This window comes from Limnoraphis robusta BA-68 BA1 (assembly GCF_034932365.1).
Taxonomy (GTDB): Bacteria; Cyanobacteriota; Cyanobacteriia; order Cyanobacteriales; family Microcoleaceae; genus Capilliphycus; species Capilliphycus robustus.
The window spans coordinates 1-14,840 of the sequence record NZ_JAYGHR010000037.1; the positions used below are offsets into that span (position 1 = coordinate 1).

Below are 14,840 nucleotides of genomic sequence, written 5' to 3' on the forward strand. Positions count from 1 at the left end.
TAGTGGGGGGAATAATCCCCCGTTAGCGAACTTGAAAAATTAGGCTTCTATTTCTTCAACCATTTTAAAATATCCGTGTATGGCGTGTGTGATTTAATCATTCTCTTAATTGCATCAACCTGGGAATTTTTGAGATAAACAGAGCGTTTATGCTCCTGTCCAAACTGGTCGGTAAATGAATAATACCAGAGGTAATAAACCGATGGCGGTTTACCTTTCTCGGCGTTACGTTTCTTGTTCGCCTCACGCAGCTTTATATATCCTGAACCTTTGCCTTTTGGCGGACACTTCCGCTCTTTAATCTCGGGTTTAACTTCGGGTTTAATCTCGGGTTCTGGTTCAATGAAATCAAACTTCCATAAACCTTGCTTCCCTTTAACGTTGGGAATTAAGAGAGGCTTAACATTTTCAAGCTTCCAGCCATAACGATTATCTGAATAATTCCCGCAAATTCTTTCAACCGTTGAGAGTGAGTCTCTGATTTTCTCTGAGCGCTCACAACCCGTCAATTTAGCTTCAGCAACAATGGCACCTAACGGATAATCCCATTGAGTAATATTTGGGAATTGTTTTTCAAGTTCATTGAGTTCTATCTCGTCCCAGTTTATTGGGCGCTTGGCTGCATGAATTAAAATCCGCCCGGTGTGCTTTGTCGGCCACGAGCGAGTTTCAATCTGCTTAACTCCCATTGCGATCAACGTCGCCCAAGGTTGCCAGAGTGTAATAGTTAAAACTTCCGTTTTCGGGCTATCGCCTTTGATGGCTAACGGATTATCAACTGTTGGGGCAATGGTGGCGATCGCACTCAAGACAGACTTAACTGACTCTAAACCTTTAACTGTGGTGGTTTGGCAATTTTCCACAGTCGGAGATATAGCCGCATTGATACAAGGATTTTCACTCTCAGCATCCATGAAAATCGCTGAAACCTGCTTAACTTCGTTCTTGGGTTGAAGCATCGATGCTAGTTCGGGGTTTTTCTGTTCCCAAATTGCGATCGCTGATTTGTACTCTTGATAAGTTTGAAACTCGTCGGGGTCTGGTGGTTCCGGCTCCTCTTGTTCTAAGGGAAACATCAACAACTGACCGGAAACTTCCATCGGTATTGGTGAGATGAAATCCTCTGATACAACACACTTCAACCCGTTAAACTCAGCAAGCCAAGCTTTTGGCACCTGTTTCGATTCAATGGGTTTGATGAGTCGCCCTCGGCGGTTCCCATATTCGATAAATTCATCGCCTGCCTGCCAGGTTTGAGGTAATTCTTCGATTTTCGGAGTATTTAAAACAATGGGTTCGATTTTCGGCGAGTTAAACAAATTTTGTCGCTTCAGTGAAGCCATCACCCGAAAGTAATCTAACCCCGTCAGTTTTCCTAAACGATAAATGCTCAGTGTCGGGTCTTTTTCCAACTCCCCTAGAACAGCCGCGTCATCCCAAGAAGAATCACTTTCCCCAATGAAATAGTCAGAATATGTCATGGTTAGAAGTCCATTAAAAAAGTGTTAGTTGTCCCGCAGTTTCCCGGCGCTTTAGCTGGTTTGTTCTGCGGGAATTCTTATGTCGGCGTCATAAGCCAAGTGGTATGGGAAGATGGCGGTTTTTCATCAACTGCCCTCCCCGTTTGCGATCGCTTCCAATTGCTCCGGCGTTAATCGTTCGAGAGCGTCAATGTTAAACAGCGTCGCGCTTCCTGCGACATCCAAGTAAAACCCGCTCGGGTAAATGCTGACTAATTTCCTAAACTTCACTTGGCCCCAATCTTCTTTTAAGCGATCGCAATATTGCTCTAATCTTTGGGCTGGTGAAAGTGGAAGTTTGACAACGTTGTTTGATTGTTCAACAGTCACGGGCGGAATCATGGTCGCCACAGAGTTTTTTCGTTCTAGATGTTCCCACTCCGTCTTAAACTCCAGAAATCTGGTGTTATCTGCTTTCAGCCAGTCAGTGAGTGAAACAATTCGCTGTTTGAATCCGAATGTCTTCATTCGAGCAAAATCTAAAAACCCCTCTCTCTCTCTCATGTCCAAGTTGGCGAAAAATTCATCAAACGGGTTTGCTTCTGAGAGAGTCTGATTAGTCTGAATATTCTGAATAAGTCTTAGAGAGTTGAAATCCTTTGCTGGTGCGGGTTCTAGCGGTCGATTTTCTGGGTTTCCAGAATCCATTCTGGGTTTCCGTAATTCATTCTGAGTTTCCAGAATCCGTTCTGGGTTTCCAGAATCTATTCTGGGTTTCTGTAAATTTTCTGGGTTCCCAGAATCATCTTTTTGTTGAGAATTTGACCATTCAATGATGACCTTCCCAGATTTGATATTGATTGCCCCAGCCGCTTCTAATTTCCCCAGTGCTTCGTAAACCGATGATTGGGGAATATTCCAACGACTAGCGAACTCTTTAGGGATGATTTCAATATCGCGATCGCAGTATGGATTTTCTAGGCGTAGAGCTAAATGGACAAAGCCGCTATTATTAATGAGCTTGGCTTCTCTCAAGGCAAGTAACTCGTGTTTTTGTAAGGCGTAGAAATCCCCCTCAACTTTGCCGTTCTCCCGGTTAGTATTGGGTATGGAGTGCGGACTATCACACCGCATCTTTGAAATATTCTGTGTCATTGTTGAAACATGATAATGTTTGTTTTAAGTTCCCCCGTTCTGGGGGTCTTTTATGTTTTGACTATACTCTAAATCGAGTATTTAGGAAAGGAGGTTCACGAAAATTAATGGAAGTTAGACAGGCGATCGCCGTGATTATTTCTGAAAGCTCAAAAACTCAAGCTGAGTGGGCAAGACAGAGTGGATTGTCACCTCAAAACCTTAACGACTATTTACAGTCAAGGCGAGACTTGGTGGGTGAGAATATCCAAAAAATACTATGGACAATGGATGAAAGCGAACGATTGAAATTCGCTGAATTCATCGCCCAAAATGGGAAGAAATAGAAGTGTAGCTCTCCCCTATTATATTTGTTCTAGGGGAGATTTCTTGATATCAATTTAAGTTGATTTCATTCAAATTGTTCGGCTCCTTTGTGAAACTCACACTACTTTTCGTCGGCACGAATGGGTTCGCCGCAGGCTGGGCAATTGTTAGGTAATTCTTCTCGGTCTGGAAGTTTGCCAGTTCCATCGCAAACATAGCAAGGCATATCATAGCGTTGATGAACTCCCGGTTGTGCCGGAATATGAATCATTTTTAAGCCATTGCATTCAGGACATTTCATTCTTCTTCATCCTCATTAGATTCAGTATCTTCGAGATTAGTTGAATTGCAATTATTACAGGTTGGCTTTGATAACAATTCATCAGTTAATGCCAAGTCTGTAAAAGTTAAAATCATTCCACAATCTTTGCAATAAATCATTGCTAGTTTTCCTCAAATAAAGTAGAAACCCTCATGGGTGCGTTTGCCCTTCGCCCTTGCCCGATTTTTGCTACCACTGCCGCCCCACCGCCCACCCGCAAAAATCGCCCAACAGCACCCATTCGGGTTTGAAAAATTACCAAGTCCTCAAAAAATGCAACTGGCTTTCACGGTTAAAATAGTCCAAAACAGTTTAGTCATGTTCAGGACGTGGTTAATTAGAATTCTTCTGTTTCGTCGTTGCCGATTCTTACTTCGTAATTCCAATCATAGCCAGGAGAAATTGACGAGTTAAAGTGGGAAAGTTGCTCTTGAATCACTTCTCGATAGCCTTGCATCGCCTCATTCCAAGAGTTTGCACCAAAGCTGCTGATAATAAAGTTAGAATTTTCGTGCGTGTAAACGGTGGCGTTCCAATAGCCGTTACTTTGCTCGTAAATTTCACAAGAAAATCCAGAAATGTTAACAATCATTGTTCGTTTTTGATAATGTTTGCAGTTGAACAATTTAACTCTGCTTTGTGGAAGTGATTCCACAAAATATCGTAATCTTCCTTGTCGAAACGAAGGGTGAGATGATAGCCTTCCCCTGAAATAGTGTTGAACGTTATCCAGCGACTTTTCCAAGAAATATATGCCATGTTTTTTTCGTTTACAGAAATATCTGTTGACGGCAAATAAATCATCTGTTGTTCCTGATAATCCTTTCAAGTTGAAAATAAAAAATTAATCGTCTCGTACTTTAGAAATAGACACTTCTAAAGAGTTGCAATATGGACAACACAGTTCCCCGAAGTTTTCGTCATCTGGGTCTTGGCGTTCTGTTAATGACAGAATTTCGCCACAGTTTTCACATTCAAAAATCACATTTCTCAGCCATTCTTCATAACTATTTTCGTTCATTTGAATATCTCCCGAAGTATCATTTCGCTTTCGTTTCCAATCAAAATGGCCCAATCAAAAAAACCATAATAGGCGTTAATTTCTGCGGCTATTTCTGAAACATCGCAAGAGTAAGATTTTATGGTTTCCTCTCGATATTCTCCATCTTGATTGAAGTCATAAAATCCGACAGACCAAATGTAGACGTTTTTCATCGTTCTAAGGGGGATATTTCACCCCCGTTAACGTGTTAGTTGTAGTCGCTAGACTGTGGTAATTGTCGCTGTTCTACTGAAGATTTAAAGCGCTTGACTTCAGACTCTCGCGCTAGTTCATCAAACTGACTGATAATTTCGTTGTCAAGAGGGCTAACGCCGCTAAATAATTCGCACGTTGAGAATTCAGAACTGAGCGAGTTAATCAACTTAACTTCTAACTCATTTTCTTCATCAACTGGGCGAATTAAGTAACTCACACGAGCATATTTAATCGGTTGTGACTCGCCTGATGGCCCTATAGCTGAACCGCTTTTAATTTCAAACTCACAAGCCCAAATTAAACCACAAGAACGAGTTTTCATCATTTGTTCTACTGCGCTACGCATAGACAAAAAATTATCTAAGCTACCTTGCATTGTGCGAGATGGTTTGAGCATGAGATAAAACGCTAAACCGATGGGAATTGGGATACGAACTTTCTTTCCGTTCTTGCTAGTAGAAGTTTCACCCCCAATCGCCACACACAGCAGCAATCCTAGCTTTTTACCCTCGTAAGAATCCCGAGTATAGTCAAGTCGTAATGGTATGAACTCGAAATCTTCGTAGGCTGTTTTGCCATCCATTGAAAAGATGCCAGCCGCGCTAGAACAGTCAGTTTTAATCAAGATAGGTAGATTCTTCCGAAGCTCTCCGTCAGTAAAATTCAATCGAAAATTGTCAGGTAATGCCATGATTTAACCTTGATAATGTTTGCAATTTGAACAGTTTAGCGTCATGTTCAGGACTGAGCTTTAACTGTAAATTGACTCAATCCACGCGATCACTTCTGAGCGAGAAAGATGACCTTCAGCTACAAATTCAGTGCCATCAATTGTCAATCGAGTTATTTTAGTTCCTGCCTTGTAGTTCAGGAAATCTGTCCAGCAAGTTGAATGCTCCCAGACACATTCTCGATTTTTGTAGTAATAAGCCACTTGTATTCCTCTGATAATGTTTGCATTTGACGGTCTAACCACCTACCGACAGGGACGGATTTATTAATCAACAACTACAAATTCATTTCTCTTTAAAAAAATGCGCTTTCTACAAACTGAAATCCAATAGAAGTCGCCGCTTTCGGGCTTGAATCTGTAATCCTTGATTTTCCCAATCTCGCCTTTGAACTTTCCCCAGAGAATCAAGATTTTAGTTCCGGGTTTGAGTTCAGAGATTATTCCGAAATCTAGGGATAATTGATAGCCTAAAACGGCATTTCCTGAAGGTCGTTCAGTGATAGCCAGACTTTCTTTTTTGCAGGTTTAGATTCTTCTGCCTTTTCTTCCTCAAAGTAATCTTGCATCGGGTATTCTGGCTCTGATTTGTCATCAACAAATAATGAGTTCATCGCCTGCTGTTCTTCGATTGTGTAGATAGTGATTCCTTTCAAGAGATAATTCAAAGCATCTAATGAATTTTCAAATTCTATCGGTGGTAATTTTCCCTTGAATGCTTGAGAGATTGAAGAATAGCTATTAATCAAGATTCGCCCTAGTCGTTCTCGCCCATTTGTCAAATTGAAGCTAGCATTTCCTAAGCTGATAGATTCTAGAGAATAATACAAGCCGTAATGTTTAAAGTTCTCGTAGAAGAAGCTTTCTGATTTTAAAGCGTCTAGCTTTTCAATCAATTGATTTTTCTCTTCTCGATATTTTCTCAATCGAATAGCTTTCTCATCGGTGATTTGTTCAGTTAATGATTTGCTCATCAATTGCATTAATTGATGCTTACAAAAACTACGCCAAGTTTTACCTTTAGAAACGTGATACTTAAAATCTGGGCAGGTGCAATAAGTTTGTGAAACTCCGTAAACTTTACCCTCTGGGCTTTCCACTGTGTCGAATTTCAGCCAATTGTATTTTGAGAATTCTGCATAAACTTTCTGAACCCAATCACTCACTTTCTTCTTGAGAAAGGTTGATACTTTTCCGAACTGATTCTTGAAGCAAACCCAGAATACTTTACCTCGCCCTACTTCGGGTTTGAAATTGATGATTTCTTCAGCATTGGGAACGACTTGAAGCAAGAATTTTTCAAACATGATATAATCCTCAGTGAAACAAACTATTAATTTGACTGGGGCGAGAAAGCTACAACTTCCGCCCTCTCTTTATATTATAGCGCGTTAACTTGCAATCGACAATAGTGTGTTAACATTATTTTGTAGTGAGTTAACACAAGCTAAAATGCCCAAATCCGTAGGTAATCCAAACTTTAAAACGGCTGCAAATCCCGCCATACTTAATCAGGAGAGGGATGAGCCAGCTATAAAACTATTTGCGCTGCGAGTTCCTCCATCGTTGTGGCTATCGCTCAAAGGAATTCCGAATAAGGAGATTAGAGAAGCTCTTTATCAGTTAGTCCTCAGTAAAAGAGAAAAGGCAAAAGGCAAAAATTAAACTTTCTGGGTGGGTGGGTGGGGTCTTATTGTGGGGGCGATAACTCACCCCCAGCTATTTAAAACAAACTCAACTGATAATCATTTTCTTTTTCCCACCAAACTAAACACCACCTTTCGCTATTTAATTTCTTGTTTAAGCCATGTAATTTTTTACCATCAAAACTATAGATATCACCTGCTTTACATTTATACAATTTTCCATCCCAACTAAACTCAAAGTCTACACTACTCAATGTATACGCTGTTTTTCCAACACCGCTATCTCTATGTAATTTCAAACCACCATTGATTTCATACTTTAATAATAAAATCGTTTCAGGTTCACAAAATCTGTTAATCAATTTCAAGCCTCGCTCATCAATTCCATTTTTAAAATCATAAATTCTTCTTTTAATTCCACTATAATATTTATCCTTTTCCAAAAAACTCTCATACTTTTGACACCACAAAACAAACTGATTAACATCATCAATTCTTCCTACTTTTTTCATTGTTAAAACCTTAATAACTTTTCGTGAATGAGGAGGTGCGCCCCTTGTGGGCGCCCGACGAATGAACAATCTTTTCTTTTGGTGTTAATTTCCGACTCTCCGAAAATTTCCGACTCTCCGAAAATTCCTAACTAAGAGCGGAGGAGGGAGGCTATCCCCCCCCACAACCTGTTAATAAGAGACTATCTATAAATCTCAAGGGGGGGGATGCCGAACGGGGGAGCGACAACTAAAATGGCGGCTCTACAGGAACTCGCACTCTGGCGTAATCCTGCTCATAAGAAACCGCCAAAAATATCCCGGTCAAACTCTCTACAATCGACCGAAAGCGATTCATACAATCAGCATCGTCGAAGAAAACATCGGTACAAAACCCGGTGAAACTGTGATTTGATTTTCTGGGTGACTCTGCTATTGCGATCGCGCCATGATGTGATGCTGCGCCCCAAATCTCATCGTGAGTAAGTGCTTCCATAATTTAAACTCCCCTAGAACAACTGGAAAAAAGGGGGGAAGACCCCCCAAGAAAAACTAGAACAAGCTCAACTGACCGTCGCTAGAAGTAAACTCAAACCAGCCGGGGCAAATAGGAGATAACCACGACGGCGCCGCCACAGTAGGAAGAAAAACAAGGCAGCGAACGCCAAGGCCAGCAGCAAAAGCCAGCGACGCCCACGAACCCGAACCCGAACCTGAGAAGCAACGGGAACTAGACGAACTAGGAACCAAACCGACGGGGCAACCGAAATCGGCAAGCGACGGAAACGAAACCCACAACCCACCGGAGACGGCAACCGAGCGAACGCAGGCAACCGAACGAGCAGCGAACGCCCCACGACCACGGAAACCGCAGTCGGAAACACGAAACACACGAGCAGACGGAACTAAACGGCGAACTAGCTCATCAACGCCAGCCGCGCAGCCCACGCTAACAGGCTGACTAGACAAGGCAGAAACCGCAAGCTCAATAGCAGAAAACTGAGACGCAGACAGCGAACGACTACCAGAAAAACCCACGCAAGAAGCAGAAGAAACGGCGGAAAGGATATAAGAAGACATAACAAACTATTAATTCAACTAATAATATAATAGCACGTTAACATATTATTTGCAACTCCTAAAAGCTCTGCAATAGTGGCGCCGCAGGCGCCACATCTGCCGTTTATTTTTCTTATTATTTTTCTATTTTTTGAAACGGTGAGGAACTATCGGCTGTTTTTTTGCGGCCCACGTAGTGGGCGTCGGAGTAGAAGCTATCATAGTCAGCAACAAAACGCCGATGTGACGAACCGTCCCCATTTTTCGGAACATTCCGGGGGTGGGTGGGTGGGTGCGAGGTGGAACGAACGGGGGAGGGAAGTCAGGCGCCTACATCTTTCACTTTATAGATAACCTATGAAATTAACAGGCGCCTGGCTGGACGGAGGAGTGAGCTAACCGAGCAATTTTGCATTCGGAATTCACCGGGTTTTTTTGGTGCAATTTAAAAAAATAATGCGAGTTTGGCGCCGCAATCATCGCAGATTTATCTCACTGCCGAACCAATGCCCAAGCGGTGCCACTGTTCGAGCCACGACGTCTAGACCATTCACTACGCAGCAAACAGCCTTGTTTCACCAAAACAGAAAGCCAGATTGTTATCAAAAATTGATAATTACTTCTTACGATAATCCCAAGGCTTAACTGCATTTGGGTTTGCCCAAACTCCGAGCTTGTTCGCGATCGCAAATTCACTCGCTCGTTTAACAGCGTCCCAGTTTTTGCAATCTGACTTGTATTGTTCGTAAGGATAGACCAAACCCGCGCCAGCTAATTGACTTTGAACCAATCCTTGACCGTTCCAGAGTTCAGCAACTGTTCGACCATAACGGTCGGTGGTGATTGCATCAACTTTCACCTGATTGCGATCGCTAGATAGAATTTTCCGCAGTTCATCTCTAGCCTCAATTCCTCCCGGTTGAGAGCGTTCGGGCGCGTCTACACAAGCAAAACGGATTTTAATTTCAGTTTTGCCGTCAGTTACTCGTATTGTGTCTCCATCGTAGACTGAACCGTTAACTACTGTGTAAGTTGGTAGAAAGTCTGTGTAGTCTGTTGTTGAAACTTGTTCTAGGGGAGCTTGGATTGATATTGTAGTTGGTTGAGAATCTACCCAATATTTAAAGATTAAAGCCGCTACGATTAGCCAGGGTAAAATATTAATTAATCGCTTCATCTTTCCCCGATTATTGTTAGTTCTACGTTAATAATACGCTCATTTTGGCTGACAACTTTCACCCGTCTAACACTCCCAGAATAGGGACTTTTTACAGCTACAACTTCCTCTAATTTCTCCTCAATCTCTTGAATAGAATTAAGAATCATTGTTTTTTGAAAGTTCCATTGTTGCTCTGATTGCTGCTGAGAGATAATTAAATCTTGTTGTTGGCGTTGCTGCTGACTCAACCATCTAAATTCCTGGTCTTGTCGTTCCATTTTCGCTTCGTTTAAATCGCTGATAGCTTCGGCTAATTCGTACCGTGCCTTACTAATTTCTTCTTGTTGTTGTTGTTGAGCGTTCCAGCGCTCCGGTTCGGCTAACATTGCGAGATGCTCATCATAATGTAGCGTCTCAATCGGTCTTAAATTCTCCAGTCTGGCTAACTCAGATCGAGCCGCAATAATTGAAGCTTCATAAACACTAAAATCAGCCGGAGGAAGTGTAAGCTGTTCAGTTGTTGTTTGAATGCTAGGACGCTGACTTAAAGAGAGTTCTAGCTGTTGTTTCTTATTCTCAAGCGCTTGGCGTTGTTCGGTGCGATCACATAATAATTGTCCAGCCCCAACGGTTTCTTTTTCGCTCACTTTAACGTCATCTAATGAGATAACACTGCAATTAATTTTATGTCGAATTGAGTTGTCTTGTTCTACTTGTTCAATCGTTGGATTGTTGGGTAACGTATTGGGTTGTACAGCTTCAGGTTGCACTGTGGGTTGATTCCACAAAAAAGCGAGTAAAGGAATTGTTGGTAAAATATCTCTCAACATTATTTGAATACCTTTATTTGTAAAGTACCGATAACATATTGTTCTCTGAGTAACTCAGAAACTTTCTCTAAGTTACAATAATTAAATCGAATCGTTGAGCCTGATAAACTCCATTGATTAGATTGTTCTAGGGGAATATCTTCGGGGAAATCTAAAGTTAGTTGTCCTGATATAAATATCAATTTTCCTTGAGGAATTCTTGATAACTGTTCTATCGGGTTCTCGTCCGCAAATGTTAATGTGATTATTTCTCGCTGTTGAGCGTTTCCTGTAGTTAAAGTGAGTTTGTTAGCGATGATATCGGCTCCGGTCTGGTAAATTCCGTTATCGTTCATTACTACGAACTCATTACCTAAATTATCAACAACAAAATATTTACCACTAGCATCACTTCTATCAGTTGCAAATACTCCGGTAATATTCGCCCAAATCTCTTTATTTGCAGCATTTGAGTTATAAACACTAACCGATTCGCCACGCAATCCTAAGCTATTAGCTGTTACCATCACCACACCGCCAGCGTTGTTCAATTGGATGTTTAAAACACACAACGCCACCGCTAGACATAAAACCCAATATTCACCAGTTCCCCCGGTGGTTAATCGCCGATGAGGGTTGCTGCCAAACACACACCAGACAGGTTGCGGCCAAAACAGTTGAACCCCTTGCTTGGTAAAGGTGTCGGAGAAACAGGCGATTAAGTGGCCGAGCCACAATGCCAGCCAGACTTTCAGCCCAAAGTGGAATTTCAAAGGCAGTGAACAAATGGCGATCGCAATTGTCGCGCCAAAGCAATGGGTCAAAGTTCGGTGGGGAAACTTCTGTTCTAACCATCGACTGATGGGGAAGAAAACCTGACCGATTAACGAAGTTGAGGTGTCGAGGTCGGGCAACTGTGAACCCAATATTGCCAACCCCAACACGAGCGGGTCGGTTGATGAAAGTGCAAAACCAACACCCGCCGCCGAGATTGCACAGTGAGTTAGCGCCATCATCTGAGTTTTACCCTCCTCGTTTGATAGGGCAAATATTCCCCGAGAATCGCTTGGAGAATTTGGTAAGCTTCCTCCTTGGTTCTGGGGGAAGTTTGAGCCATTTTTTCCCTGGCAATATTCAGAATGATCTGTTTATCCCGGTCACTCATTCCCGGTGGAAATCTGATGTTGAGATGGATGTCATTGGCCATATTTCCTCCTTGAACCTCTAACTCGGCCCAAATATTTGAGTGACATTCCGACCATCATGGCGATGCCGCCAACAATATAAAGACCTTTATTTCCCGTTCCCATTCCGATGAATCTGACAATTGCCAACATTGCCAACGCCGCCATGACCAACGGGCTGATGTCCAAATATTGGGAATGCTCCACTTTGTCAGGGTTCATTCCCAGCCGTTCTCGTCGAATAATTTTTCTGGCGATCGCCGGATTTCTCCCAGCCAAAGTTTGAAGTTCAGCCAACCGGGAATCATTAATATTGAGTCCCAACAGGTTCGCCTCATCCCGCATCACCGCCCGAATCTGGCTATCTTCCGGGGGCTTGATTTCAATCTCAATCATGTCGAGAAAGATGTCTCGGTTAGGATTGACAACGGCGAAACAAACAACCCTAACCCCATTGTTCATCAAGTCTTCGAGCCAATATCGAATCCCGGTAGTCAAGCGTTTGGCTTCTGGAAAAATCAGACAAGTATTAGGTAAACAGTTGAGGGCGATTTCCTCTTTAAGTCTGTCCATCGTCATCGGTTTTTCACCAACAACATCACCGTTTTTATCTAACTTGTCCTCAGTCGTTGGAATGTCCAACTGTTCAGCAATCAACTCGAAGAACTTCTTGCCCGAACCTTTATAAGTTGCGGTGGCGATCGCATAATCTCCGTTCAACTCTTCGGCCAACCGTTGGGGGAAATTGGTTAATAACCCGACTTCCCCTAGAACAATTACCGAGTGAGCCGAGCGAACTGCCTCAACAACTTTGGTTAATTCCTCTAGATTTTCCCTTTGCGATACTGCCTGAGAATGTCGGCGGCTGTCTGCGATGCGCTGACTGACTTTGGGAGCGTTGCCGCTCGAACTGCCTCGATTTGTTGAATTTGTTCGGGGGTCAAGTCTTCAAGGTCAAGCTGCGCTGCGATCGCATATTTCGCCATCTCAACCCCCGTCCGGTGTTCTCGGGCATCAGCGACAATCCCGTTGTACTGAGTATCGAAATCGCTTTGAGTGTTGCCGATTTCTTCCTCGTATTGTCCGAGTTCTTCGTCCGCAGTTGCGAGAGACGTTTCACTATTTCTTAATGCCAACTGCCCGTTTGTTCCGAATCTTTCCATTGAGCCAGTCTCTTCAATGTGTTGTCCTAGTTGTTGAAGTTGCTTTAGTTGTTGCGGTGACAAGAAAGCTTTACGCCCCTCCTTTGTCGGAGTAATTCCTAAAAATTTCATCCGTTCATAAAACGCTGAAGACTTCAGCCCCAGGCTTTCCATTGCCTCGTTTAGTCCGGTGAGTTCGGCGGATTCAATTCTAATTTCTTGTTCTACGGGAATCATATTATGTAAGGCTCCTAGAAAAAATTGCAAATTATTACCCATATCATACCGGAAGTTTCCGGTCACTGCCTCAGTAAATTTTCGGATATGCGAATTGGGTTTGATACTCTAATGTTTGATAACAGTTGGGGGTGATTAGGTGTAAACTTGAAATGTTTAGCAATGCTTTTCTTAAGTCACCCTTAGAACAGAATGAATGATTTAATTATTGATGTAATTTCACCGCAGACGGATTATGGAGATGTCAATGTAATCGGCGACTTTATAACAATTGGAACCGATAGACGTGCTAAAACTCCTGAAAAGTTTGTTGAGCAAGAATATTTGCAAGACGACATTCGGCAATTTCTCCCAGATGCTTCAACGGGTTCGTTTGCTGTTTGGGATGTTCCAGATGGTGAATATCTTGTCAGTGGTCAACTGTTCACGAAAGAGCGCTCGGAGAGTGGCGACAGTTTTGGGTATTGGGCTGACGGAGAATATTTTGAGATGTACACAGCCGACGATTTAATCGAGCTTCCTGGTATTGGGAAAATGCTTGATGTTGAAGCTGTTATTCCGGTCATTAACGGGAAACTTGCCCTCGGCGTTTGGGATACTGAAGATAATTCTCAAACTTCCATGTGGAAGATTGATGGCATTACCCCAGTTGAATTAAATAGTTTGTTAACACCCCCAGAACAAGACTTAGAAATCGAGCAGGGAGTGAATGATCAGATTCTCCTTTCTGGTTTCTTACCGAATGATGGTCAGATTAGAATGTTGGTTGAGTTCAACAACCCTAATCAACTTATTAGCTTTCAAGAATTACAAGGAGCTTGGCAACATCAACAGTCAGGCGAGACGCTTAACGTCTTAATTGATTATATCTCTCCTGAACAGTCTCAAGGATACGACTGGTAATAACAAAAAACCTCGGCTTTCACCGAGGACATCATCATGTTTGAACTTCAATATCTTTATAAATAATCCCCGTCTTTCCGGGGTGTCAAGCTGTTTTCTGTGAGGGCGCTACCAACTCCATGTTTACTGTGTTAACTTCTCTCTCGGAACAGTAATAACCTTTGATGACACCTGAGAAGCTAGGGGTTAACCGTTCACCCAGATTCGATTAACAAGCACCTACAAAAGTAGCCGGGTTGCTGCATAAAACTATAATAATTCAGTTAGTTAAAATAATCAAGAAAATAACTCCCCTAGAACGGTCTAAGGAAGTTATCCCAATGAATACAAACTGTTCTTACTTTACATTAAATTTGGGTCATAACTCAGGTAATCTTCAACTTCTTGAAAGGTAACAAATCCTTTGCCATCGCAGTAGTAGCAAACAATAGTACCGTTGTCATTGTTGTCATCAATCTCGTGTCCATCGCCGTTGCAATGAGGGCATTCATATTTTTCAATCGGTGATTCTTCATTCATAGAACAATACCTCTTTTAACAATAAACTCATCTAACCTTTTGCCAATTTTTTGATAACATATTTCGGGCGACTCTGGCAACTTGACAGACATATTAGTTGCATCCTCAAAATTGATAACAACATTGTTAGGATTACGGTCTATCATCCCTTTCAGAAAATCTGATAATTCGCTGTAAGGCTTGAAGTGTATTCGATAGCCGTTATTTCTGATTCCTAGTAATCCCTTCCCTTTTCTAATGCTCCATTCATAGTAAACAGCCCCAATCAAAAGGTAATTTTCTTGAATATAAATGACGTATTTGTTCATGACTTTAATTGATTTAAAAGTATTTTAGTGGGGGGAATAATCCCCCGTTAGCGAACTTGAAAAATTAGGCTTCTATTTCTTCAACCATTTTAAAATATCCGTGTATGGCGTGTGTGATTTAATCATTCTCTTAATTGCATCAACCTGGGAAT

At 42.1% G+C, this 14,840-nt stretch carries 25 protein-coding genes; 3 read left to right on the forward strand and 22 right to left on the reverse strand.

Annotated elements, in window-relative coordinates:
* Nucleotides 1-47: 47 nt before the first annotated feature.
* Together VB836_RS12435 and VB836_RS12440 are read right to left on the reverse strand one after the other, a co-directional pair.
* Nucleotides 48-1,481, reverse strand: coding sequence for an ASCH domain-containing protein (locus VB836_RS12435; protein ID WP_323219607.1), 1,434 nt, complete (start codon nucleotides 1,479-1,481; stop codon nucleotides 48-50).
* A 126-nt stretch (nucleotides 1,482-1,607) separates the two neighbouring features.
* On the reverse strand, nucleotides 1,608-2,615 hold the full coding sequence (locus VB836_RS12440) for a hypothetical protein (protein WP_323219608.1): 1,008 nt from the start codon (nucleotides 2,613-2,615) through the stop codon (nucleotides 1,608-1,610).
* 107 nt (nucleotides 2,616-2,722) lie between these two features.
* Between VB836_RS12440 and VB836_RS12445 the strand changes: the two genes are divergently transcribed.
* Nucleotides 2,723-2,941 carry a hypothetical protein gene (locus tag VB836_RS12445; RefSeq protein WP_323219609.1) on the forward strand — a complete coding sequence of 73 codons (219 nt, stop codon included), beginning with the start codon at nucleotides 2,723-2,725 and terminating at the stop codon, nucleotides 2,939-2,941.
* A 101-nt stretch (nucleotides 2,942-3,042) separates the two neighbouring features.
* On the opposite strand, the gene VB836_RS12450 is transcribed toward VB836_RS12445, so the two are convergent.
* The 9 genes from VB836_RS12450 to VB836_RS12490 all read right to left on the reverse strand — a co-directional run bounded on the left by VB836_RS12450 (nucleotide 3,043) and on the right by VB836_RS12490 (nucleotide 6,538).
* On the reverse strand, nucleotides 3,043-3,222 hold the full coding sequence (locus VB836_RS12450; RefSeq protein WP_323219610.1) for a hypothetical protein: 180 nt from the start codon (nucleotides 3,220-3,222) through the stop codon (nucleotides 3,043-3,045).
* Nucleotides 3,219-3,362, reverse strand: a complete 144-nt coding sequence (locus tag VB836_RS12455; protein ID WP_323219611.1) for a hypothetical protein — start codon at nucleotides 3,360-3,362, stop codon at nucleotides 3,219-3,221. The genes VB836_RS12450 and VB836_RS12455 overlap by 4 nt, the downstream gene beginning before the upstream one ends.
* A gap of 218 nt (nucleotides 3,363-3,580) precedes the next feature.
* On the reverse strand, nucleotides 3,581-3,835 hold the full coding sequence (locus VB836_RS12460; RefSeq protein ID WP_323219612.1) for a hypothetical protein: 255 nt from the start codon (nucleotides 3,833-3,835) through the stop codon (nucleotides 3,581-3,583).
* Nucleotides 3,832-4,002 (reverse strand): hypothetical protein, encoded by a 171-nt coding sequence (locus VB836_RS12465; protein WP_323219613.1) that lies wholly within the window; start codon nucleotides 4,000-4,002, stop codon nucleotides 3,832-3,834. Before VB836_RS12465 ends, VB836_RS12460 begins: the two co-directional genes overlap by 4 nt.
* Nucleotides 4,003-4,087: 85 nt before the next feature.
* Nucleotides 4,088-4,264, reverse strand: coding sequence for a hypothetical protein (locus VB836_RS12470; RefSeq protein ID WP_323219614.1), 177 nt, complete (start codon nucleotides 4,262-4,264; stop codon nucleotides 4,088-4,090).
* Nucleotides 4,261-4,458 carry a hypothetical protein gene (locus tag VB836_RS12475; RefSeq protein ID WP_323219615.1) on the reverse strand — a complete coding sequence of 66 codons (198 nt, stop codon included), beginning with the start codon at nucleotides 4,456-4,458 and terminating at the stop codon, nucleotides 4,261-4,263. The genes VB836_RS12470 and VB836_RS12475 overlap by 4 nt, the downstream gene beginning before the upstream one ends.
* 35 nt (nucleotides 4,459-4,493) lie before the next feature.
* The gene (locus VB836_RS12480) at nucleotides 4,494-5,192 is read right to left on the reverse strand and encodes a hypothetical protein (RefSeq protein ID WP_323219616.1); all 699 of its coding nucleotides are present in this window, start codon (nucleotides 5,190-5,192) and stop codon (nucleotides 4,494-4,496) included.
* Nucleotides 5,193-5,252: 60 nt separating this feature from the next.
* Nucleotides 5,253-5,435, reverse strand: a complete 183-nt coding sequence (locus VB836_RS12485; protein WP_323219617.1) for a hypothetical protein — start codon at nucleotides 5,433-5,435, stop codon at nucleotides 5,253-5,255.
* 266 nt (nucleotides 5,436-5,701) lie between these two features.
* Nucleotides 5,702-6,538, reverse strand: coding sequence for a hypothetical protein (locus VB836_RS12490; RefSeq protein ID WP_323219618.1), 837 nt, complete (start codon nucleotides 6,536-6,538; stop codon nucleotides 5,702-5,704).
* 145 nt (nucleotides 6,539-6,683) lie between these two features.
* Here VB836_RS12490 and VB836_RS12495 point away from each other — a divergent pair, with 145 nt between their 5' ends.
* A complete protein-coding gene (locus VB836_RS12495; protein ID WP_323219619.1) occupies nucleotides 6,684-6,896 on the forward strand; it encodes a hypothetical protein in 213 nt (70 codons plus the stop codon).
* A gap of 58 nt (nucleotides 6,897-6,954) precedes the next feature.
* Here the strand turns inward: VB836_RS12495 and VB836_RS12500 are convergent, their stop codons facing one another.
* The 9 genes from VB836_RS12500 to VB836_RS12540 all read right to left on the reverse strand — a co-directional run bounded on the left by VB836_RS12500 (nucleotide 6,955) and on the right by VB836_RS12540 (nucleotide 13,000).
* Nucleotides 6,955-7,389 carry a hypothetical protein gene (locus tag VB836_RS12500; RefSeq protein WP_323219620.1) on the reverse strand — a complete coding sequence of 145 codons (435 nt, stop codon included), beginning with the start codon at nucleotides 7,387-7,389 and terminating at the stop codon, nucleotides 6,955-6,957.
* Between the two features lie 229 nt (nucleotides 7,390-7,618).
* The gene (locus VB836_RS12505; protein WP_323219621.1) at nucleotides 7,619-7,864 is read right to left on the reverse strand and encodes a hypothetical protein; all 246 of its coding nucleotides are present in this window, start codon (nucleotides 7,862-7,864) and stop codon (nucleotides 7,619-7,621) included.
* A gap of 67 nt (nucleotides 7,865-7,931) precedes the next feature.
* The gene (locus tag VB836_RS12510) at nucleotides 7,932-8,201 is read right to left on the reverse strand and encodes a hypothetical protein (protein ID WP_323219622.1); all 270 of its coding nucleotides are present in this window, start codon (nucleotides 8,199-8,201) and stop codon (nucleotides 7,932-7,934) included.
* Nucleotides 8,202-9,043: 842 nt separating this feature from the next.
* Nucleotides 9,044-9,604 (reverse strand): thermonuclease family protein, encoded by a 561-nt coding sequence (locus VB836_RS12515; RefSeq protein WP_323219623.1) that lies wholly within the window; start codon nucleotides 9,602-9,604, stop codon nucleotides 9,044-9,046.
* Complete coding sequence (locus VB836_RS12520; protein ID WP_323219624.1) at nucleotides 9,601-10,416, reverse strand: hypothetical protein; 816 nt, start codon at nucleotides 10,414-10,416, stop codon at nucleotides 9,601-9,603. Before VB836_RS12520 ends, VB836_RS12515 begins: the two co-directional genes overlap by 4 nt.
* Nucleotides 10,416-11,411 (reverse strand): metal-dependent hydrolase, encoded by a 996-nt coding sequence (locus tag VB836_RS12525; RefSeq protein WP_323219625.1) that lies wholly within the window; start codon nucleotides 11,409-11,411, stop codon nucleotides 10,416-10,418. The genes VB836_RS12520 and VB836_RS12525 overlap by 1 nt, the downstream gene beginning before the upstream one ends.
* The gene (locus tag VB836_RS12530) at nucleotides 11,408-11,602 is read right to left on the reverse strand and encodes a hypothetical protein (RefSeq protein ID WP_323219626.1); all 195 of its coding nucleotides are present in this window, start codon (nucleotides 11,600-11,602) and stop codon (nucleotides 11,408-11,410) included. Before VB836_RS12530 ends, VB836_RS12525 begins: the two co-directional genes overlap by 4 nt.
* Nucleotides 11,592-12,299, reverse strand: coding sequence for a hypothetical protein (locus VB836_RS12535; protein WP_323219627.1), 708 nt, complete (start codon nucleotides 12,297-12,299; stop codon nucleotides 11,592-11,594). Before VB836_RS12535 ends, VB836_RS12530 begins: the two co-directional genes overlap by 11 nt.
* Nucleotides 12,300-12,403: 104 nt before the next feature.
* On the reverse strand, nucleotides 12,404-13,000 hold the full coding sequence (locus VB836_RS12540; protein ID WP_323219628.1) for a hypothetical protein: 597 nt from the start codon (nucleotides 12,998-13,000) through the stop codon (nucleotides 12,404-12,406).
* A gap of 150 nt (nucleotides 13,001-13,150) precedes the next feature.
* Here VB836_RS12540 and VB836_RS12545 point away from each other — a divergent pair, with 150 nt between their 5' ends.
* Nucleotides 13,151-13,861 carry a hypothetical protein gene (locus VB836_RS12545; RefSeq protein WP_323219629.1) on the forward strand — a complete coding sequence of 237 codons (711 nt, stop codon included), beginning with the start codon at nucleotides 13,151-13,153 and terminating at the stop codon, nucleotides 13,859-13,861.
* Between the two features lie 342 nt (nucleotides 13,862-14,203).
* Here VB836_RS12545 and VB836_RS12550 read toward each other — a convergent pair whose 3' ends face one another.
* The gene (locus VB836_RS12550; RefSeq protein WP_323219630.1) at nucleotides 14,204-14,380 is read right to left on the reverse strand and encodes a hypothetical protein; all 177 of its coding nucleotides are present in this window, start codon (nucleotides 14,378-14,380) and stop codon (nucleotides 14,204-14,206) included.
* On the reverse strand, nucleotides 14,377-14,688 hold the full coding sequence (locus VB836_RS12555; RefSeq protein WP_323219631.1) for a hypothetical protein: 312 nt from the start codon (nucleotides 14,686-14,688) through the stop codon (nucleotides 14,377-14,379). The genes VB836_RS12550 and VB836_RS12555 overlap by 4 nt, the downstream gene beginning before the upstream one ends.
* Between the last annotated feature and the right edge of the window lie 152 nt (nucleotides 14,689-14,840).

Bases quoted from the DNA above. Each gene is read 5' to 3' on its own strand.
- VB836_RS12465 (WP_323219613.1), bottom strand. From the start codon at position 4,002: ATGGCATATATTTCTTGGAAAAGTCGCTGGATAACGTTCAACACTATT.
- VB836_RS12435 (WP_323219607.1), bottom strand. From the start codon at position 1,481: ATGACATATTCTGACTATTTCATTGGGGAAAGTGATTCTTCTTGGGAT.
- VB836_RS12460 (WP_323219612.1), bottom strand. From the start codon at position 3,835: ATGATTGTTAACATTTCTGGATTTTCTTGTGAAATTTACGAGCAAAGT.
- VB836_RS12450 (WP_323219610.1), bottom strand. From the start codon at position 3,222: ATGAAATGTCCTGAATGCAATGGCTTAAAAATGATTCATATTCCGGCA.
- VB836_RS12475 (WP_323219615.1), bottom strand. From the start codon at position 4,458: ATGAAAAACGTCTACATTTGGTCTGTCGGATTTTATGACTTCAATCAA.
- VB836_RS12540 (WP_323219628.1), bottom strand. From the start codon at position 13,000: ATGGGTAATAATTTGCAATTTTTTCTAGGAGCCTTACATAATATGATT.
- VB836_RS12530 (WP_323219626.1), bottom strand. From the start codon at position 11,602: ATGGCCAATGACATCCATCTCAACATCAGATTTCCACCGGGAATGAGT.
- VB836_RS12505 (WP_323219621.1), bottom strand. From the start codon at position 7,864: ATGGAAGCACTTACTCACGATGAGATTTGGGGCGCAGCATCACATCAT.
- VB836_RS12445 (WP_323219609.1), top strand. From the start codon at position 2,723: ATGGAAGTTAGACAGGCGATCGCCGTGATTATTTCTGAAAGCTCAAAA.
- VB836_RS12525 (WP_323219625.1), bottom strand. From the start codon at position 11,411: ATGATGGCGCTAACTCACTGTGCAATCTCGGCGGCGGGTGTTGGTTTT.
- VB836_RS12550 (WP_323219630.1), bottom strand. From the start codon at position 14,380: ATGAATGAAGAATCACCGATTGAAAAATATGAATGCCCTCATTGCAAC.
- VB836_RS12440 (WP_323219608.1), bottom strand. From the start codon at position 2,615: ATGACACAGAATATTTCAAAGATGCGGTGTGATAGTCCGCACTCCATA.
- VB836_RS12545 (WP_323219629.1), top strand. From the start codon at position 13,151: ATGAATGATTTAATTATTGATGTAATTTCACCGCAGACGGATTATGGA.
- VB836_RS12520 (WP_323219624.1), bottom strand. From the start codon at position 10,416: ATGTTGAGAGATATTTTACCAACAATTCCTTTACTCGCTTTTTTGTGG.
- VB836_RS12500 (WP_323219620.1), bottom strand. From the start codon at position 7,389: ATGAAAAAAGTAGGAAGAATTGATGATGTTAATCAGTTTGTTTTGTGG.
- VB836_RS12555 (WP_323219631.1), bottom strand. From the start codon at position 14,688: ATGAACAAATACGTCATTTATATTCAAGAAAATTACCTTTTGATTGGG.
- VB836_RS12515 (WP_323219623.1), bottom strand. From the start codon at position 9,604: ATGAAGCGATTAATTAATATTTTACCCTGGCTAATCGTAGCGGCTTTA.
- VB836_RS12495 (WP_323219619.1), top strand. From the start codon at position 6,684: ATGCCCAAATCCGTAGGTAATCCAAACTTTAAAACGGCTGCAAATCCC.
- VB836_RS12455 (WP_323219611.1), bottom strand. From the start codon at position 3,362: ATGATTTATTGCAAAGATTGTGGAATGATTTTAACTTTTACAGACTTG.
- VB836_RS12490 (WP_323219618.1), bottom strand. From the start codon at position 6,538: ATGTTTGAAAAATTCTTGCTTCAAGTCGTTCCCAATGCTGAAGAAATC.
- VB836_RS12470 (WP_323219614.1), bottom strand. From the start codon at position 4,264: ATGAACGAAAATAGTTATGAAGAATGGCTGAGAAATGTGATTTTTGAA.
- VB836_RS12480 (WP_323219616.1), bottom strand. From the start codon at position 5,192: ATGGCATTACCTGACAATTTTCGATTGAATTTTACTGACGGAGAGCTT.